We start from the raw sequence: 15,958 nt of genomic DNA, 5'->3' as shown, positions 1-15,958 counted from the left end.
GTGCATTCCCCGGGTCAGCCACTCCTCCGTCTGCAGCATCATGCGCACCGCCTCTGAGAAGCCCAGCGTGACGATCGCCAGATAATCACCGCCGAGCCGGAGCGCGATCATGCCGAGCGGATAAGCGGCGAGCGCCGCCAGCACTGTCGCTGCCGCAAGCGAGATCGGGATCGGCACGCCTTTGAGAGCGAGCAGAGCCGAGGTGTATGAACCGATGGCGAAGAAACCCACATGGCCGAAATTGACCAGACCGGTAAAGCCATATTGCAAAGCCAGACCGCCGGCGAGGAGCAGGTAGATCAGGATGCTGATGAAGATAGCAATCAGATAGCCTTCCATGACCTCACCTCGCCGCCATGGGACGACCAAACATTCCCTGCGGGCGCAGCAGCAGCACGCACAGAAGGATTACGAACGCAAAAACGATCTTATAGGGTGGGCCGGCGAAGAGGCTTGCCACCTCTTGGGCGATGCTGAATGTGACGATCCCGAGCACGGCGCCGACTGGGCTGCCGATCCCGCCCAAAATGACGCCTGCGAACATCGGCATGAGAAGCTCCCAACCGAGTTCCGGAACGACTACCGCCTTGATGCCCAGCAGGGCTCCCCCGAGGCCACAGAAAGCGCCGGTCAGACTCCACAGGAAGATCATGACCCGCTTCGAGCGGATGCCGCTCGCCGCGGCGAGTTCGGCATTGTCCGCGATGGCGCGCATCCGCCGTCCTATCGGCGTCAGGTGCATGATGCAGAACACGATGACCAAGGCGGTCATGGCCGTGGCCAGGATGTACAGATCGGTCGGCAACAGACGAATGCCGCCGAAATTCCATGCGCGAACGAGCGGCACATCGACGACATGCTGATCCTGTCCTGCAAAGAACGTGATCGTGCTTYGCACCGCGAATGCCACGCCGATGGATGCGATCAGCCGCGCCACTTGGGATCGTTCCGACAGGGCGCGGAAGACCCAGAAGTAGAAGAAGAGCGACACCGCTGCCGTCGCCGACATCGCCCCGAGAACTGCCGTCACCACCGAGCCCCCCAGGAAGGCCTGGGAGGCGACGGTGGTATAGGCACCCAAAGTCATGTAGTCGCCCGTCGCGGCATTGGGGAAACGGGCGATTCCGAACACCAGCGTAATCGCCAGCGCCGGCAGTGCGAGAAGCATCCCGATCACGATCCCGTTGATGGCCGCGTTCGCGACCGAGAGCCAATCCATCACTTGATCTTTCTTTACGCGGGCGTGTGACCGGGGATCGTCTCTTTCAGGACGAGATTTCCGTCCTTGATATCGAAGACGCCAAAATCAGGGACGGTTTCGCCATGCTTGCCGAAATCGAGCCGGGACGAGGCGCCATCGTAATTGACCGTCTTGCCGTTCCGCAGTGCGTCGCGACCTTCAGTGAAGGAGGTCACGAGCTGTCCGTTGCCGCCGGTGATGCTAGGGATCTTGCCGTTGATGGCAGGAACATCGGCAGTGGCGCCCGCAGCCTCGATGGCCAGCGCCAGCGTGATCACCATGTCGTAGCTCTGCGCCGCGAAGATATCCGGCTCGCGGTTTGTGACCTTCTTGAACGCTGCGGCGAAACGCTTGTAGGCCGGGCTCTGGCTGGCAGCCACGTTGGAGATGGAGATGATGCCTTCGGTCGCTTCCTTGCCGAGCGCCTTGACGAGATCCTCGTTGGCCGTCCAGCCTGGCATGATAAACTTGCACTCCTGCCCGCTCTGGTACCATTCCTTCAGGATGATCGTCGCGTCGGGACGATAGGCGCTCAGCGAGATCACGTCGGGTTTCGTCGCGAGCACGCGGCTCAGTTCGGTGCGGTAGCTGCTCTGGTTGGGCTCGTAGATGACGAAGCTGCTGACCTTGCCGCCCTTCGCTTCCCACGCTTCCTTGAAGTGGTTGGCCTGCCCGACGAAGGTAGAGTTGTTGAAGGCCATCACTGCGGGACGCTTGAATCCACGCTGGTGAGCGACTTCCGCGAAGGCGCTTCCGAAGATGGCGTTCGACGCCTGGAACATCCAGGCAAGGCCCTTCTTGTTCTCCGTCAGCATTTCCGGAGCGCCGCAGGTGTTCATTGTGATGAGGTTGGCTTCGTTTGTGATCGGCATGGTGGCGAGACCGACCGAGGACGGCCAAATGCCCACCACCGCCTCTACCTTGTTGATCTCGATCAGCTTCTTGACGGCGAGCACGGCCGCTTCTGGCTTCGTCTGGTCATCCTCGGCGAAAAGCTGGAACCTGCGACCCGCGGTGCCGCCGGCGTCGTTCACCTCTGCAACCGCGATCTTGATCGCCTCGAGCATGTACGGGCCGTAAGGGCCGCCGATACCCGTGATCGAATTCAGCGCGCCGAGACGGAATACTTTCTCCGATTGGGCGAATGCCGAGCCGGAAAACGTGCCAAGAGTCGCGAGGGCTGTTCCGGAGACGAGGAACCCGCGCCGCGAAAAATTCATAGGCTGTGTCATGATCGTTCCTTTCTGGTTGTTCTTTTTTAGCACTCAGTTCGAGAAGCGCGTTTTTTGTTTTTGGATCGAAGTCACAGGGAGATTCAGCGTTACTGAATTGCGCCCCGGCTTCGCATCGTCTCGATGGCATTCTCGTCCACGCCAAACCTGCGAAGCACGGCATCGGTGTGTTCGCCGAGCGTCGGCGCCGCCTTGCGTACAGCACCCGGCGTCTTCGAGAATTTTGTCGGAATGCCGATCATCTTCATGGTTCCGAGCTTGGGGTGTTCGACCTCTTCGATCATGCCGCGGGCGATAAAGTGAGGGTCCTTCATCGCTTCGCCGAAGTCGTTGATGGGTCCGCACGGCACGCTTGCCGCTTCGCAGCGCGCGATCCAGGTGGCGGCATCGGCCGAGGCGAATGCCTCTTCCAGGAGAGGCTCAAGTACGGTGATGTTTTCGAGGCGATCCATGTTGGTGACGAAGCGCGGATCCTCGATGAGCTCGGGCCGGTGGATCACCTCCCGGCAGAGCTTCTCCCAGGTGCGCTGATTGGCAGCGCCGATCACGATGAAGCCGTCGCCGGTGCGAAGCGCTTGATAGGGCGCGGACACGCGATGCCGGCTGCCTGTCGCCATCGGCACGGTGCCGTCGGTGAAATAGGCCGCGGCCTCCCAAACGAACCACGGCAATCCGCATTCGGCGAGCGAGATATCGATATGCTGGCCCTCGCCCGTCTTGATCTGATGCACATAGGCCGCGATGATCGCATAGGCCGCCGTCATGCCGGCCCCGACATCGTAGATCGCTATGCCCGACTTCAGCGGCCGGCCGTTCGGCTCGCCGGTCATGCTCATGATGCCCGTCAGCCCCTGTGCCACGAGGTCGAACCCGCCCTTGCTAGAATAAGGACCCGTCTGGCCGTATCCGGAGATGGAGCAGTAGACGAGACGCGGATTGATCTTGCTCAGGCTCTCGTAATCGACGCCGAGAGACTTCGTCACGCCGACACGATAATTCTCGACGACCACATCGGCCCAACGGGCAAGATCGTAGAGGATATCTTTAGCCTGCGGATCTTTCAGGTTGAGGGAGATCCCCTCCTTGTTGCGATTGATATGCGCAAAGCAGGTCGACTCGCCGTTCACATAAGGGCCCATCTCGCGGGAATCGTCGCCCGTGACGGGTTTCTCGACCTTGATCACCTCCGCACCGAGATCGGCGAGGACCATCGTGCAATAGGGTCCGGCCATGATCTGCGACAAGTCCAGAACCTTCATGCCGCTGAGCGGTGAACCTGATATATTCATCCGTACGTACTCGTTTCTAATGCCAAACGTGACCCGGCAAGATGGTTGTCCGGCCTGCGGGAATTTTTGTAGGCGGCCGAATTGAAGAAAAGTGTTGTCCTGCCCAGCGGCGCTGAGAGGTCTCTAGCGTCCGACGAATGCCGGCTTTATCTTCTTGCTGAAGGCCGCCCGTCCGACGCGGTAATCTTCCGTATCGAAGCAGGCATACGCCTCGGCGCATTCCTGTTCGGTGATCGGTGTCCGGTCACGCAATCGGCGCACGAACGCCTTGTGCCAACGGTTCACCAGAGGTGCCGCGACGCTGATCCGCTCCGCCGTCGCATAAGCCTCGGAGACGACCTGGCCGTCTTCGACGAACCGCGTCACGATGCCTTTGGAGAGCGCCTCTTCGACGCCGAAAATATGACCTTCAAGCAGGATCTCGAGGGCGTGCGTGGGGCCCACAACACCGATAAGATCGTCGAGCTCACGGTAATCGAGGGTGAGCCCGATGCGATTGATCGGTATCCCGAATCGGCTGCTGCGCCCCGCGATGCGGATGTCGCACATCGACGCGATCTCGAGACCGCCGCCGACGCAGACGCCTTCAATGCAGGCGACGGTCGGATGACGGGTATTCCGCAACCGGTCGGTCATTTCGAGCGTGAAGTCGGCGTATTCGCGCGCTTGGGCGCGTCCATCGCGATCGTCCTCGAAACCGCCGATGTCGCTGCCCGCACAGAACGCACCACCCGCTCCCCGCACCACGATGCAGCGAATTGACTCGTCGGCGTCAAGCTCCGACATGAGCGCGCCGAAGTCACGATACATGTCGAGCGTAAACGCGTTGCGCTTCTCCGGACGATCCATGATCAGCGTCGCGATACCGCCCTCGCGGCGTTCGAGAAGAATGCTCATGATAGCGCCTCCAGCAGGAGTTCCGTGCCTCGCAACACCGCACGACCGTCGAGTTCGAGTGTCGCATCGGTCAGGATCGTGTCGTAATGGGCCGCGGCTCTGACGGTCCCGCCGATATAGGCGCTGGTGCCGAGTGCAAGCTGGATCGAGCCGTAAACGCTTTCGTCGGACATCATCGTGCCGTCGAGGACGCAATGCGGGTTCATGCCGACACCCAGTTCCCCGAGGTTGTAGACGCCGGGGTCACCGAAACTCGACAGGAGATCGCGGAACATGCGGGCCTCGCTGCCGCCTTCGATCGCCACAGCCATACCTTTTTCCATGTAGATGCGAACAGTCTCTTCGCGGATCAGCGAAACCCCCGGAATGCTCGCATTGACGACGATGACGCCTTCCGCCGTGCCTTCGACGGGAGCAAGACTCGATTCCAGGCAGTAACCGGCCGAAATATCGGTCGTGTTGGCAAAGCCATGCAAGGCCCTGCCCCGCCGTCCCTCGATGCTCATGGTCACATCGGTGCCATGGGGACTTGTCACACGCGCCGTGCTGGCGGCGGTGAACGACGCGGCGAGCGCTTCGATCTGCGGCCGCAGCGCCACGAAATCGGCGTCCCAGCCGTCAGCTACGAAGAAGTCTTCGCCGTGGGATTCCGGAAGAACGATGACGCCGGCACCGGCGCGGGTCGCCTCCTGCCGGGCGGAGGTGTGGGCGATGTTTGCGCGGGTCAGGCCGATGACGAGATCGGAGGCCTTCATGGCTGCGGCGGCGACGGGCGAAAGCTGCTTGCCATGGCGGGCGGAGCCTTCGATCTGCATGAGGTGGAATGTTGCTCCCACCTCGGACAGCGCGATCGCAAGCGGCTCCACATTATGACCCGTGTGCAGATCGTAGACAACCAGCACCTGACTGTCGGCTTGCGCACCACCAAGCAGGGTGACCACCTTACGGGCATTCTTCATCTTGAGCAGAGTGTTCATGGTGCCGCTCTCACACCGTCTCGGCGACAGGAGCCGCCTTGCGAGTCGCGCTCTCGATAGCCGCGCCGAGAATATCGAGACCGCGGGCAAGCTCGTCCTCGTCCATTCCCAGCGGACCAAGGAAGCGGATGACGTTGCCGTGGAAGCCGGCCTTCACGAGGATCAGCCCCCGTTGATAGGCCTCCGCGACGATGGCAGCGGCCAGATCGCCCGCCGGCTCGTGGCTCTGCCGGTCCCGGACGATTTCGATGGCCTGCATGGCGCCGATGCCACGCACATCGCCGATGATCGAATAATGCTGCGCCCAGGATTCGAAGCGCTCGCGCACGATGGCGCCGACGCGGCGCGCCTTCTCGCAGTAATCCTCGCTCTGCATGACGGCGATGGTCGCAAGCGCCGCCGCGCAGGACAGCGGATTGCCTCCGTAAGTGCCGCCGAGGCCGCCCACCTTCGGCGCATCCATCAGGTCGGCGCGGCCGACGAGGGCCGCGATCGGCAGGCCGCCGCCCATCGACTTGGCGATGGTGTAAAGGTCGGCCTCGATTCCCGAATGCTCGGTGGCAAACCATTGGCCGGTGCGACAGAAACCGGACTGGATCTCGTCGGCGATCAGAACGATGCCGTGGTGCGTGCAATAATCCCGCAGCTTCTTCAGGAAGGAAGCCGGCGCCGGGTGGAACCCCCCCTCGCCTTGCAGAGGCTCGATCACCACAGCCGCCACATGCTCGGGAATGACCTCGCTCTCCACGAGCCGGACAAAATCCGCGAAGGCCGCGTCGGCCGATGCCTGTTCGTCGGCCGCTCCCGATCGGTAGAAGACGGGGAAAGGCGCCCGGTAGATTTCGCCGGCGAAGGGCCCGAAACCGGTCTTGTAGGACGGCGCCTTCGCTGTCAGCGACAGGGCCATATAGGTGCGGCCGTGGAAGGCGCCCTCGAAGGCGATGACGGCCTGACGGCCTGTGGCCTTGCGAGCCACTTTAATGGCGTTCTCGATCGCCTCGGCGCCGGTTGTCTGCAGCATCACCTTCTTGGGCCAAGACCCCGGAACGACCTCGATGAGTTTCTCGGCCAACTCGATGTAGCCGGGATACATGACGATGTTGAAACAGGTATGCAGAAAATTTTCCGCCTGCTCACGGACTGCCCGGACGACCGCCGGATGAGCATGGCCCACGTTGAGCGTCCCAATTCCCCCTGCGAAGTCGAGGAATTCGTTGCCGTCTAGATCGACCAGGTTCGCACCCGATGCACGAGCCGCGAAGATCGGCGCCCCGTTGGCGACGCCCAACGCCACGGAGGCGTCTCGCCGTTCCTGATAGGACTGGCAGACAGGACCCGGAAGGGCGGTTTTTTCGGTATGCGGCGTCATTCTCGGTTCCCTCGACTGCCCTGCGACTGGACCTAACGTAAGCCTGTACATTTTGTTGTGTCAACTAGATTGCACAATGTTGTACATTCTTTTGTACTATGGTTGATTGCGGGGACGAACCGCTTTATTGGCAATTGTAGCAATGTCCGCGGCCCCGCCGGGCGTCCGGGCCATAGCAGGATCTGCGATGCGCAAGCCGAAGAGAAAAACGACGACGGTCGAAGCCGCGATCGTCGACATGAGGGAAAAAATCTCCTCGCGGAGCCTGAGCCCGGGAACGCGAATTCCGGAGGAGGAACTGGCGGCTGCCTACAATCTGCCGCGCGCAAAAGCGCGTGAAGTTCTCGCGACGCTTGAGGACCGGGGATTGGTCGAACGCGAGCCCAACAAGGGCGCCATCGTCGCAGCGGTCGACATGGAGACCACATATCGTCTCTATGAGGTGCGCGAGGCACTCGACGCGCTGGCGGTGCGCCTCGCCACCCTCAACACGACCTCGGCCGACTGGGACGACATTTCGGAATTGTTCGGCGACTCCTTCGAGAGGAGCCTAAAAGCGGGCGATCTCGACCAGCACATCAACGCCATCGAGGTCTTCCGATCGCGAATTAGGGAAGCCGCCCATAACCCGATCCTCAGCGACATGATCGATCGCATCTACGACCGCACGCGCGTCACCATCCGCCGCGTCGCGCTTCTCCCGGGCCGCGCCGAGATGGGCATAAAGCAATACCGGGCGGTGCTCACCGCCATCATCCGCGGCGATGCCGACCAGGCCGAGGTACTCGTGCGCGAGCTCAACCGCAGCGCTCGCGACTACATCAGCCGGTACAAAGACTACGTCTTCTGACTACAGCGGACTTGCGCGACGGCCAGCTTATGCTGTCGGAGAACGAACTCGGAGCCGCCCGATATCAGGGCTGGCTGGTAGCCGAGACAGCCGCCAGACAGAGCCGAAAGGCGTGAGTCGGATTGCGGCGAGGAAAGCCTCACCGCGTCATCCTCACGGAGGTCGCCATCGGATGCTTGACCGGAATGGCGTTTCCAACAGCCTGTCGCCACCGTCGGCGATGCCAGCACCGATGTAGATGAGGGTGGTTTCTCGAGCAAAAATGCCATCACCATTGAGCACCCGCGGATCATCTGCCCCCATGTTGACGAACTGGTAGCGATGGACGAGGCGCCTCAGGAACGGCGGGCCGCCGCCGGCGTAAAGTTCATGCCGGATTGATCGATGCATCCGGCACGCGGTGCCCGATGCGGGCAGAAACGCGTCGCAGGGCCGCGGGCGAAAACGCCGAGATCCACTGGGAATAACCCGCGACATGCTGCCAGCTGAGGTTGGTGTTTTGTTGCCAAGGACGATCCACCAGCAAAAACCAAAACGAGCCCGCACTTGGCGGGCTTTTTTCTGCTTGGAGATCAATCATGAAGAGCCCCGTCTGGCAGTTGATAAACTCGCTGATCGATCTTGTCGGTTCAATTACAGACCTGCTGACCGCCCTCGCTAACAACGCGCCGGCGTTGTTCGCCTAAATTAGTCGCTTGGACATCCCGGAGATCTTCTCATGACTTGGCCGCCCTGTTGCGCTTTCTGTCTCGCGAATATCATAGACAGACGACGGCGAAGCTATGCCAGAGCGCGTGTGACCGAATGCTGGATGCCACTTCAGCGCATGGCCAAGGTTTCGGCGCCGATAATAATTCTAAAGCAGGCCCGAAACGCAACGACTCCCATTCGGCTCGCGATCCGAAGGACGATCTATTTCGGCTGAATCTGTAGGGAGCTAGCACTCCACCCGGCCATCCTTGTCGAAGCGCACAAGGCTCTTGCAGTCCCTAAGGGTCTCGTGAAGCCAAGACCGGTAACATCCACTGGCTGCTCGGCATCCAGCACACACTCAGCCAGCGTGCCGTTATGGTGAAACTGGATTGGATGCCCTGCAGCACAAGCCACTCCGATAGAGTGCCGAGGCCTTTGGTGGTTTGGGTACGCGACGGCGCAGCCTTTTGGCGGCACCCGCCCGCCGATCCTTGGTCCATCACACTGGATGATGGTCTGTTCTGGATACGCACCTTGGATCAGGGCAGAAAAGCTATACTCCTCCGCACGGGCTGTCGCTGCCTTCGACGATCACGTCGCCCAGGTTCACGCCGACTCTGAGCTCGATCCGATGCTCCAGCGGCGATTCCCGGTTCCGGGCTGCAGCCGGAAAGAGAACAACCTGTAGAATCGAGGCGTGGCCAATTCGGCGCGAAGATGCTCAAATCCGCCGCAGCTGCGCATCGATCGTGCATGAACATCTTCTAGCCGTCCACCCACGCGGATACTCAGCCGGGGTCGGGGTTCGTGCCGTCAGCACGGTACGGCTGTGGCGAGCTGCTCGTGAAACAGCGACGGCGCAGCCTTAAAGATGAGCAAGAGAGGTTCTACGCAAGAGTGCTCGAACCTCACGAATAGGTATTCGGCAAGTCGAGCGTGCTGTGCGATCCGATGGCCTCGTAGTGATCAGACAGCCAGCTTCGGGCAGCGGCGCGACCAAGGTCCCTCAGTTCCTTGAAGAAATCCCAACCTGCGTTCATGCGTGATGAGGCGGCAAACGCTTCCAGCTTGGGACCGCCATGGAGACGATGCATGAAAACGCGCTTGTAGTCCTTGGTCGATAACTTGCCCTCGTCAATCAGCCGCGTGACGAACTCGATCGCTCTAAGTTCGTGCAGGAGATTCGAGTTGAAGGTGATCTCCGTAAGACGGTTCTGAATTTCTTTCGTCGTTTGAGGCGTGGAACGGCGCTCGAGTGGATTGATCTGTACCAGCAGGATGTCATCGCCCCGTGTCTCGTAGAGGAGCGGGAAGAGCGCCGGATTTCCCGAATAGCCTCCGTCCCAATAGGGTTCCCCATCGATTTCGACTGCTTTGAAAAGCAGCGGCAGGCAGGTGGAAGCCAGGACATGATCGACGGTCAATTCAGGCGCGTTGAAGATCCGAATTTTGCCGGACCAGACGTTGGTGGCGGCAACGAAGAGCTTTGTATCGACGCACGCGTGGACACGGTCAAAATCGATCAATGCGCTCAAGGCGTCGCGGAGAGGATTGATATCGAGCGGGTTCAAGGCGTAAGGGCTCGCCACCTGCGACCACGCCTCAAGCCACAACTGGCCGGGGGATCCGTCGACGTTCCAGTAGCCCAGGAACCTGTCGAAGAGCGCACGCTGAAGGGGGGAAAAGACGCCGTCCAGACTGACGCGTTTCCAGAACTGACGCAATTGCGCGCGAGCGCCCTCCGGCCCGCCCTCGACCCAGCCTTCGAGCAGAACGACGGCATTTAGGGCGCCGGCGCTCGTCCCCGTAATCGCCTCGATTGAAAGTCGCCCGTCTTCCAGAAGATGATCGAGGACGCCCCAAGTGAAAGCACCGTGCGCGCCGCCACCTTGCAGTGCTAACGAGACAGACTTCTCCGCATGGGGGCCAGCAAGGCCGCACGGAGCGCCCGATTTTCTTGTCGCCCTGCCCGTCATGCTCGCCGGCTGGCGAAATTTGGCCCATTGTCTGTAACGCTGACATTCATGCGATTTTCCCCTCTCACCTGATGTTCGCGGCCGCAAGTCGATCGGACGACGGGCCGTGGGTGTTGGGCTATCAAAACCTGACCCAACCATGTGAGCAAGCCCTGCCTTCGATATGCTACGTTGCTTGGCGAAAGCGTGCGGCTCCGAGTTCCGTGAGGCGATGGACACTGTGCCAGGGGATCGGGAAGCGCGATGGGTCGGCCGGGGATCGCCATCGACGCGGCGTGCGTCTGACAGGATCTGCCGAAAGATGCCGTTAAAGCTCTGGCGCGATATCTGGCCACCGACAGTATCTCGACCGCCACCTCGCGATGGCATGGTGAGGGGGCAAATCACCTTCGAGCACCAACGTCGCATCGAAGGGAACAGGGCAGGCTCAGCGCGCCGATCTCGTCGCCCTTGCGACCCTCAACCACCGCGACGCGAACAGATTGCCCGGGCTCGAGGACGCTCACTTTGGCGCGCTGCAGAACCGAAACATGCACGAATAGATCTTTAGGCTCACCCTCGACCGCGACAAAGCCAAAGCCCCTGACGGAATCGAACCATTTGACCACCCCGTCGCGATCAGGGCTCGGTGCCGAATCCGATCCCGTCCCGGCCGGCGGAAGAGGTGCCCGCGCGAGAAAGGCTGGGCGATCCGCACGTTGTGACCTCCGCTGCGGTTCCTGGGCGGCGGTGCGGAGATCGAGGCTGACGATCTCCGCCACCTGCGGGCCTTTCGGACCGGTGCCGAGGCGGGCGATTATAGTCACGCCGGGGCCAAGGCTGCGGTGACCGGCCGCCTCGACGGCTCGCGCAGGCAGGAAGGCCTCCCCTGACCCATCTGCGAGGGCGACGAAGCCGAAGCCTTTGTCGGGATCGAACCATTTGACGCGGGCTGACACCCCGGCGCTGGCATCGGGCCGGAGCGTCGAATACGGTCTGGGACGCACCGATGTCGGAAATGGCGGTTGCGCCTCGCTGCCCCACGAGTCCTCGGTTTGGCGGTGGCTTTGGCGCTCGCGCTCCCGCTCCCGATGTGAATTTCCGCGTCCCATGATCGCTCCTGATCGACCTTTCTGAATTCCAAGCTAGAGAGCCGGTCTTAACTCCCGCCGCGGCTCATGCAAGACGTTTTGAATGGAGACTGGAGGCCAAGAGCAACGATTCAGGGCGGTCGGGCGCTGATTATCCGCGCCGCGGCCGCAGCGAGCGGGCGAGTTCGCGGATGACGTCGTCCTCGATTGCCGCGACCTCAGACTCGTCGGTCTCCGCCGGCTCGGGCTCGGGCGCCCGTTGCGGTCTTTCCGCTGGCGCCGTCAGCGCCCGTGCGGCCTGGCGTGAGGCACGGTTCTCAAGCGCATCGAGCAAGCTGTCGAGACCCGCATTGCTCACCGTGATCTCGCGTGCCTCTGGCAGCCCCTGCAAGGCAAGGGTTCCCATGCGATAACTTGGTTCGTCGCTGACCTCGAGCCCGAACCACTCCGGCGGGACGAAGGCGCGCGCCTCCTCCTCACCGGCAAAGTCGAGGGTGAGGAGATCAAGAGGCGCCGGCGAGACGATGCGGCTCAACCGCACCGGGAGGTGCCCGAGTGTCAGACTCGTCTGCAGAGCATCGACGCGGCCGGCGGTGACCGCCATCAGCGCCTCGGCATGGGCACGGGGGATTTCGGTGCGATCGAGGCTGCCATCGCCGGCGCTCGTCACCACGAGGGAGGCGGTCTCGCCGGTGATCTCAACCGAGGTGCTGCGCTCTGGCGTGGCCGGAAAATGCCCCTCCATGATCCGCAACGCCCCTTGGGCTCGCGCAGCGAGACGGGCAAACGGCGCCGCAACGAGAAAGATCCGATGGTTCATCCAGTTTTGCTTTCCATCACAGGACGGCCGAGGCGCAGCCACGGCTCGTTTCGATAAAGCGTAGCGTAACGGACGGCCGTGCGGGAAGCGGTTATTTTGAGCGGCAGGAGTTGCCAGGGTACGTCTGACGGGATGGCCTCCGACCGGCTTTGGGATGGGCCAAGCTGTCCGGTAGCCTGTGGCCGGGGACTCGCGCGGGTGACCATCCCGAAGTCTGTCTGCACCTCAGCGGTAACGTCACTGTTCGAGGGCGGTCGCTTCAAGCGCGGAGATCGTGGCGAGGGTTTCCCTTCGTACCAACGGTTGTTGGTGGCGTTGTCAAGCCTGCTGCCCCAGGCGCTCTCGCCGTCATTCGGAGCGATCCTGATCGAATGAGGCGGCCCGGATGCCGCGCTGGGCTTCCTCGCTGGAATCTTGTTTGAACATCGCACTCGCATGCGGGTTGCGGCTGACTGTCGGGCTCGCTGAACGCTCACCCAGAAAAAATCTCGCGCCCTCTCAAGTGGCTTCGATGGACTCGGCATCAAGACTGGCGAGGGGGGTTCGCGCGAGGTCGCGGCTGGTTCGTGCGGCGCAGACCAACGTTGCCGACGTGAAACCCGTCCAATCGCCGTAGCCTATCAGCCATAGTCTCGGTTCTCTAACGGCACGGTTGCCATCGATTTCAATCAGACCGTCTGAGGTGATGATGCCAAGATCGCAAAGATGATTGAGCGCCGGCCGAAAGCCCGTGCACCAGATGACGGCGTCGACACGGATTTCGGTCTCGTCATCTCAGACTACGCCTGTTCCAGTGAATCGCGCGAATGGCCGCACACTATCCATGATGCCGCGCTCGCGCGCTTCACGGACCGCAATGGYGAGATCTTCTACACGCTCAAGGAAGCGCAGATGGTGATCGAGAGTTGGCGACGGCACTACAACACCGTACGTCCCCACTCATCGCTCGGCTATAAACCACCCGCACCGGAGGCAGTGCTATGGCCGGCTGCGCAACCCCAACCAGCTCCGCCGGCCACCCCAACGGTAGCGCCACGACCGATCATGCACTAACAATCAAAGCGGACCACCTCGTGGGGGCCGGCCAAGCCTTGGTCCGTCTCCTCGCTTAGGCCGACGCATTCCAATGAACCCTTCGCACACGGTGGGTCGTGTGACGGGCAGGTCGCACCGACGTTCGTGACGACACAAAATAGTCCATCACCTCGTCCCGTCTTGGAAAACCACCGGTCTCACTCCGCGAGGCGGATATCAAGGTGGAGCGGCCTTTGGAGGTGGCAACCGTATTCCCCACCCCTTTCGGAGCGGCCTGTCAACGCAGGGCACGACATTGAGCTATGATCGCGATCCGGGGATTGCAAGAGAAGCTTAACTGGGATCGGCACTCAAAGCGCCGCTTTTATTTCCTGGCAGTCCCACTCGGTACACACCTCCTTGCAGATGGTGTTGCCGCTTTCGCCGCGCGAGCATTCGTACCGTGTCTTGGTGCATTTACAGACAGTGATGGTGGGCCGCTCGATCCCGCCCCCGCCTGGCTTCTTGTTGAACACCACCACGGCAAGATTTTCGCCCTCATAGTGAATGGTGGTGCCAGGTCCACTTGGGAGGGTCTTAACCCGCCGTGATCTGGGAGTGGTAACCTTGCTTTCCGATCGGGCGCTCTGCTTTCTTGCGGCCATAGAGGACTCCCCTGGTTCTACGCAGTCGACAACAGGCTGACCAAAGTCATCGCTGAGTATACACGAAGGGCACTTAGGAAAGAAGGCCGATTAAATGAGAACGGCACCCGAAGATGCCGTTTCTATTACAGCGGAATTGACTGGGTCCGTTTGATGCCAGCAACATCGAAAACCAACGGACTTCGGCGTTTGGATGTTGCCAAAGGCTGCATGGCGCAACGCGGTTACATATCCGGACCCGTAGGATAGCCAACGGCGAGCCGGCGCTGATATCCGCCAGCAGTGCACGATGCCGACCGGGGAGCACCTTGCGCAGGACCACAACGCTCATGACTTCGGCCCGCCCTCTTCCTCGCCGCCCATCGCCCGGGACAGGAACGCCGCGCCCGCTGCGGCGGGAGGATGAGGTGAGGACGATGACCACCTGGACGTCAATGACCGTCGCTTTATCCGTGCGAAGGATGGCGCTCTGGTCGAGATAGAAACCGGCGGGTAGGGAAAGCGGCCACGCGGCATGACCAAGGTATTAGGCGCCATCATTTATCCCCGGGCGACCTTGCCAAGCCCCAGCCGAAAGGGTCCAAGGTTTCAATCTCGGGCAGCGCGGCTTTACTGGGAGAACAAGGGACCCTTCTTCAGTGTCAGGGGCGTCAAGATCCCTGCTGCGGTCAGCGTCTTCCCCGACGAGCTCCAACAGGCGCCGAAGAGTTGGTCGGAGCAGGCATATCCCAAACTGGTGCATTACAACCGGCTGCCCAAGGGCGGGCACTTCGCAGCTTGGGAGCAGCGTGGGGAGCCGCATATGCTCCCATTCAATCCTGCAGGGAGGAGGATTGTGGATAGCCTATTCGGCGACCACATCGGGCGCGGTTTCGTCGCTACCGCTCATCGATCGAGCTTCGCGACCAGCCGGTCGAACGCCTCGCCGTAGGACAACCGCTCTTGCTCGATAAAGCGATTGATGCTGGCGACCGGCGCGCGGATCGAAATCTGACCGCCAGGCGCGGATGGTTTCGCCGCATTCGGGAACCTCCAACGCGACATGATGCTCGAGGCCATCGCGAAGTGCTGCGCCGCTCTGAGGGCGCCGCCGCTGCCGATCGAAGGGCTCACCGACAATGGCACCGTTTACCGCCAGGAAGACCCGCGACTTCGCCCTCGCGACTCAATCTTGTGTGCTCTTTTTCAGCTCCAGTGGCCCCATCGGTGGCTTTGGGGTTGGGGTCATCGCACACATCGAGCCTCCACCGACGTGCGGTCAAATCGGTCCTCGGGGGAGGTCGTTCCAGTAATCCCTGATTTCCTGCTGGCGTTTGCGATCCGGCCAAATTTCTTCGTCGCCATAGGAACTCGGGGCGGCTCGGACCTGAGCCTCCGTGATGTCAGTACGGTAGCCCTCAAGCTCTTTGTCGTAGACGAGCTTTTCCCACGGGATGGTGTGATGATGGGTGCCGACGCCGAGAAATCCACCGAAGGTCACGTCGACATTAAGAACGCGGCCACTTATCTTCTCGACCAACAGCCGTTTAATTGTGCCGATCCGGTTGCTCTTGCGGTCGAACACGGCCGTACCCTCGACGCGATCGCTTCCAATGATTAGGTGCGACACCGTTGGACGATCGATTTGACCCCAGAGGTAAAATCCGTTCTCGACGATGCCGGTCGCCACAACTGCCCTGCTGATGGCGAGGTTCCATTCCTCGTCGGGGCCGATCTGTTGCACCAGCTTCCATGGTCCCTGTTCCTTGGGTAATTTCGCGGCGGTAACCTCATCGGTGAAGCCGCGTAGATTGGGAGCGTTCACGGCTTGGAATAAATGGTAGGTCCTCATAATCACCTCCGTCGCGGATAGACTGGCGCAGTGTT

15 protein-coding genes and 2 pseudogenes are annotated in these 15,958 nt (G+C 61.4%); 3 read left to right on the top strand and 14 right to left on the bottom strand.

All coding sequences use genetic code 11. From position 1 onward, the window contains the following. The 7 genes from AC1DVM_RS12820 to gabT all read right to left on the bottom strand — a co-directional run. Positions 1 to 339: ABC transporter permease subunit (locus tag AC1DVM_RS12820; RefSeq protein WP_477254815.1), on the bottom strand; the 339-nt coding region annotated here is incomplete at its 3' end. 4 nt (positions 340 to 343) lie between these two features. Then, positions 344 to 1,219 (bottom strand): branched-chain amino acid ABC transporter permease, encoded by an 876-nt coding sequence (locus tag AC1DVM_RS12815; RefSeq protein ID WP_477254814.1) that lies wholly within the window; start codon positions 1,217 to 1,219, stop codon positions 344 to 346. A 14-nt stretch (positions 1,220 to 1,233) separates the two neighbouring features. Beyond that, complete coding sequence (locus AC1DVM_RS12810; RefSeq protein ID WP_477254813.1) at positions 1,234 to 2,472, bottom strand: ABC transporter substrate-binding protein; 1,239 nt, start codon at positions 2,470 to 2,472, stop codon at positions 1,234 to 1,236. An 89-nt stretch (positions 2,473 to 2,561) separates the two neighbouring features. After that, on the bottom strand, positions 2,562 to 3,761 hold the full coding sequence (locus tag AC1DVM_RS12805; RefSeq protein WP_477254812.1) for a CaiB/BaiF CoA transferase family protein: 1,200 nt from the start codon (positions 3,759 to 3,761) through the stop codon (positions 2,562 to 2,564). 123 nt (positions 3,762 to 3,884) lie between these two features. Continuing rightward, positions 3,885 to 4,658: an enoyl-CoA hydratase/isomerase family protein gene (locus tag AC1DVM_RS12800; protein WP_477254811.1), complete on the bottom strand. Its 774-nt coding sequence runs from the start codon at positions 4,656 to 4,658 to the stop codon at positions 3,885 to 3,887. Beyond that, the gene (locus tag AC1DVM_RS12795) at positions 4,655 to 5,635 is read right to left on the bottom strand and encodes an aminopeptidase (RefSeq protein ID WP_477254810.1); all 981 of its coding nucleotides are present in this window, start codon (positions 5,633 to 5,635) and stop codon (positions 4,655 to 4,657) included. Before AC1DVM_RS12795 ends, AC1DVM_RS12800 begins: the two co-directional genes overlap by 4 nt. Positions 5,636 to 5,645: 10 nt before the next feature. After that, positions 5,646 to 7,004, bottom strand: coding sequence for a 4-aminobutyrate--2-oxoglutarate transaminase (gabT, locus tag AC1DVM_RS12790; RefSeq protein WP_477254809.1), 1,359 nt, complete (start codon positions 7,002 to 7,004; stop codon positions 5,646 to 5,648). 187 nt (positions 7,005 to 7,191) lie between these two features. Between gabT and AC1DVM_RS12785 the strand changes: the two genes are divergently transcribed. Then, entirely contained in the window at positions 7,192 to 7,854 is a 663-nt protein-coding gene (locus AC1DVM_RS12785) for a GntR family transcriptional regulator (protein ID WP_477254808.1), read from the top strand. 367 nt (positions 7,855 to 8,221) lie between these two features. On the opposite strand, the gene AC1DVM_RS12780 is transcribed toward AC1DVM_RS12785, so the two are convergent. The 5 genes from AC1DVM_RS12780 to AC1DVM_RS12760 all read right to left on the bottom strand — a co-directional run bounded on the left by AC1DVM_RS12780 (position 8,222) and on the right by AC1DVM_RS12760 (position 13,154). Further along, complete coding sequence (locus AC1DVM_RS12780) at positions 8,222 to 8,434, bottom strand: hypothetical protein (protein WP_477254807.1); 213 nt, start codon at positions 8,432 to 8,434, stop codon at positions 8,222 to 8,224. Between the two features lie 1,021 nt (positions 8,435 to 9,455). Beyond that, the gene (locus AC1DVM_RS12775; protein WP_477254806.1) at positions 9,456 to 10,523 is read right to left on the bottom strand and encodes a patatin-like phospholipase family protein; all 1,068 of its coding nucleotides are present in this window, start codon (positions 10,521 to 10,523) and stop codon (positions 9,456 to 9,458) included. 383 nt (positions 10,524 to 10,906) lie between these two features. Then, the gene (locus tag AC1DVM_RS12770) at positions 10,907 to 11,614 is read right to left on the bottom strand and encodes a cold-shock protein (RefSeq protein ID WP_477254805.1); all 708 of its coding nucleotides are present in this window, start codon (positions 11,612 to 11,614) and stop codon (positions 10,907 to 10,909) included. A 130-nt stretch (positions 11,615 to 11,744) separates the two neighbouring features. After that, the gene (locus AC1DVM_RS12765; RefSeq protein ID WP_477254804.1) at positions 11,745 to 12,413 is read right to left on the bottom strand and encodes a hypothetical protein; all 669 of its coding nucleotides are present in this window, start codon (positions 12,411 to 12,413) and stop codon (positions 11,745 to 11,747) included. A 498-nt stretch (positions 12,414 to 12,911) separates the two neighbouring features. Then, entirely contained in the window at positions 12,912 to 13,154 is a 243-nt protein-coding gene (locus AC1DVM_RS12760) for a hypothetical protein (protein WP_477254818.1), read from the bottom strand. 114 nt (positions 13,155 to 13,268) lie between these two features. Between AC1DVM_RS12760 and AC1DVM_RS12755 the strand changes: the two are divergent. Both AC1DVM_RS12755 and AC1DVM_RS12750 read left to right on the top strand, forming a co-directional pair. Then, positions 13,269 to 13,466 (top strand): annotated as a pseudogene (locus tag AC1DVM_RS12755) (integrase core domain-containing protein); the annotation flags it as partial. Positions 13,467 to 14,690: 1,224 nt separating this feature from the next. Beyond that, positions 14,691 to 14,879 (top strand): annotated as a pseudogene (locus AC1DVM_RS12750) (epoxide hydrolase); the annotation flags it as partial. A 98-nt stretch (positions 14,880 to 14,977) separates the two neighbouring features. Here AC1DVM_RS12750 and AC1DVM_RS12745 read toward each other — a convergent pair. Next, on the bottom strand, positions 14,978 to 15,205 hold the full coding sequence (locus tag AC1DVM_RS12745) for a hypothetical protein (RefSeq protein ID WP_477254819.1): 228 nt from the start codon (positions 15,203 to 15,205) through the stop codon (positions 14,978 to 14,980). Between the two features lie 145 nt (positions 15,206 to 15,350). Continuing rightward, complete coding sequence (locus AC1DVM_RS12740; protein WP_477254803.1) at positions 15,351 to 15,923, bottom strand: PRC-barrel domain containing protein; 573 nt, start codon at positions 15,921 to 15,923, stop codon at positions 15,351 to 15,353. Positions 15,924 to 15,958: the final 35 nt, after the last annotated feature.

Source organism: Microvirga sp. P4_A5 (genome assembly GCF_056402495.1).
This window is presented reverse-complemented; position numbering and strand designations above follow the sequence as displayed.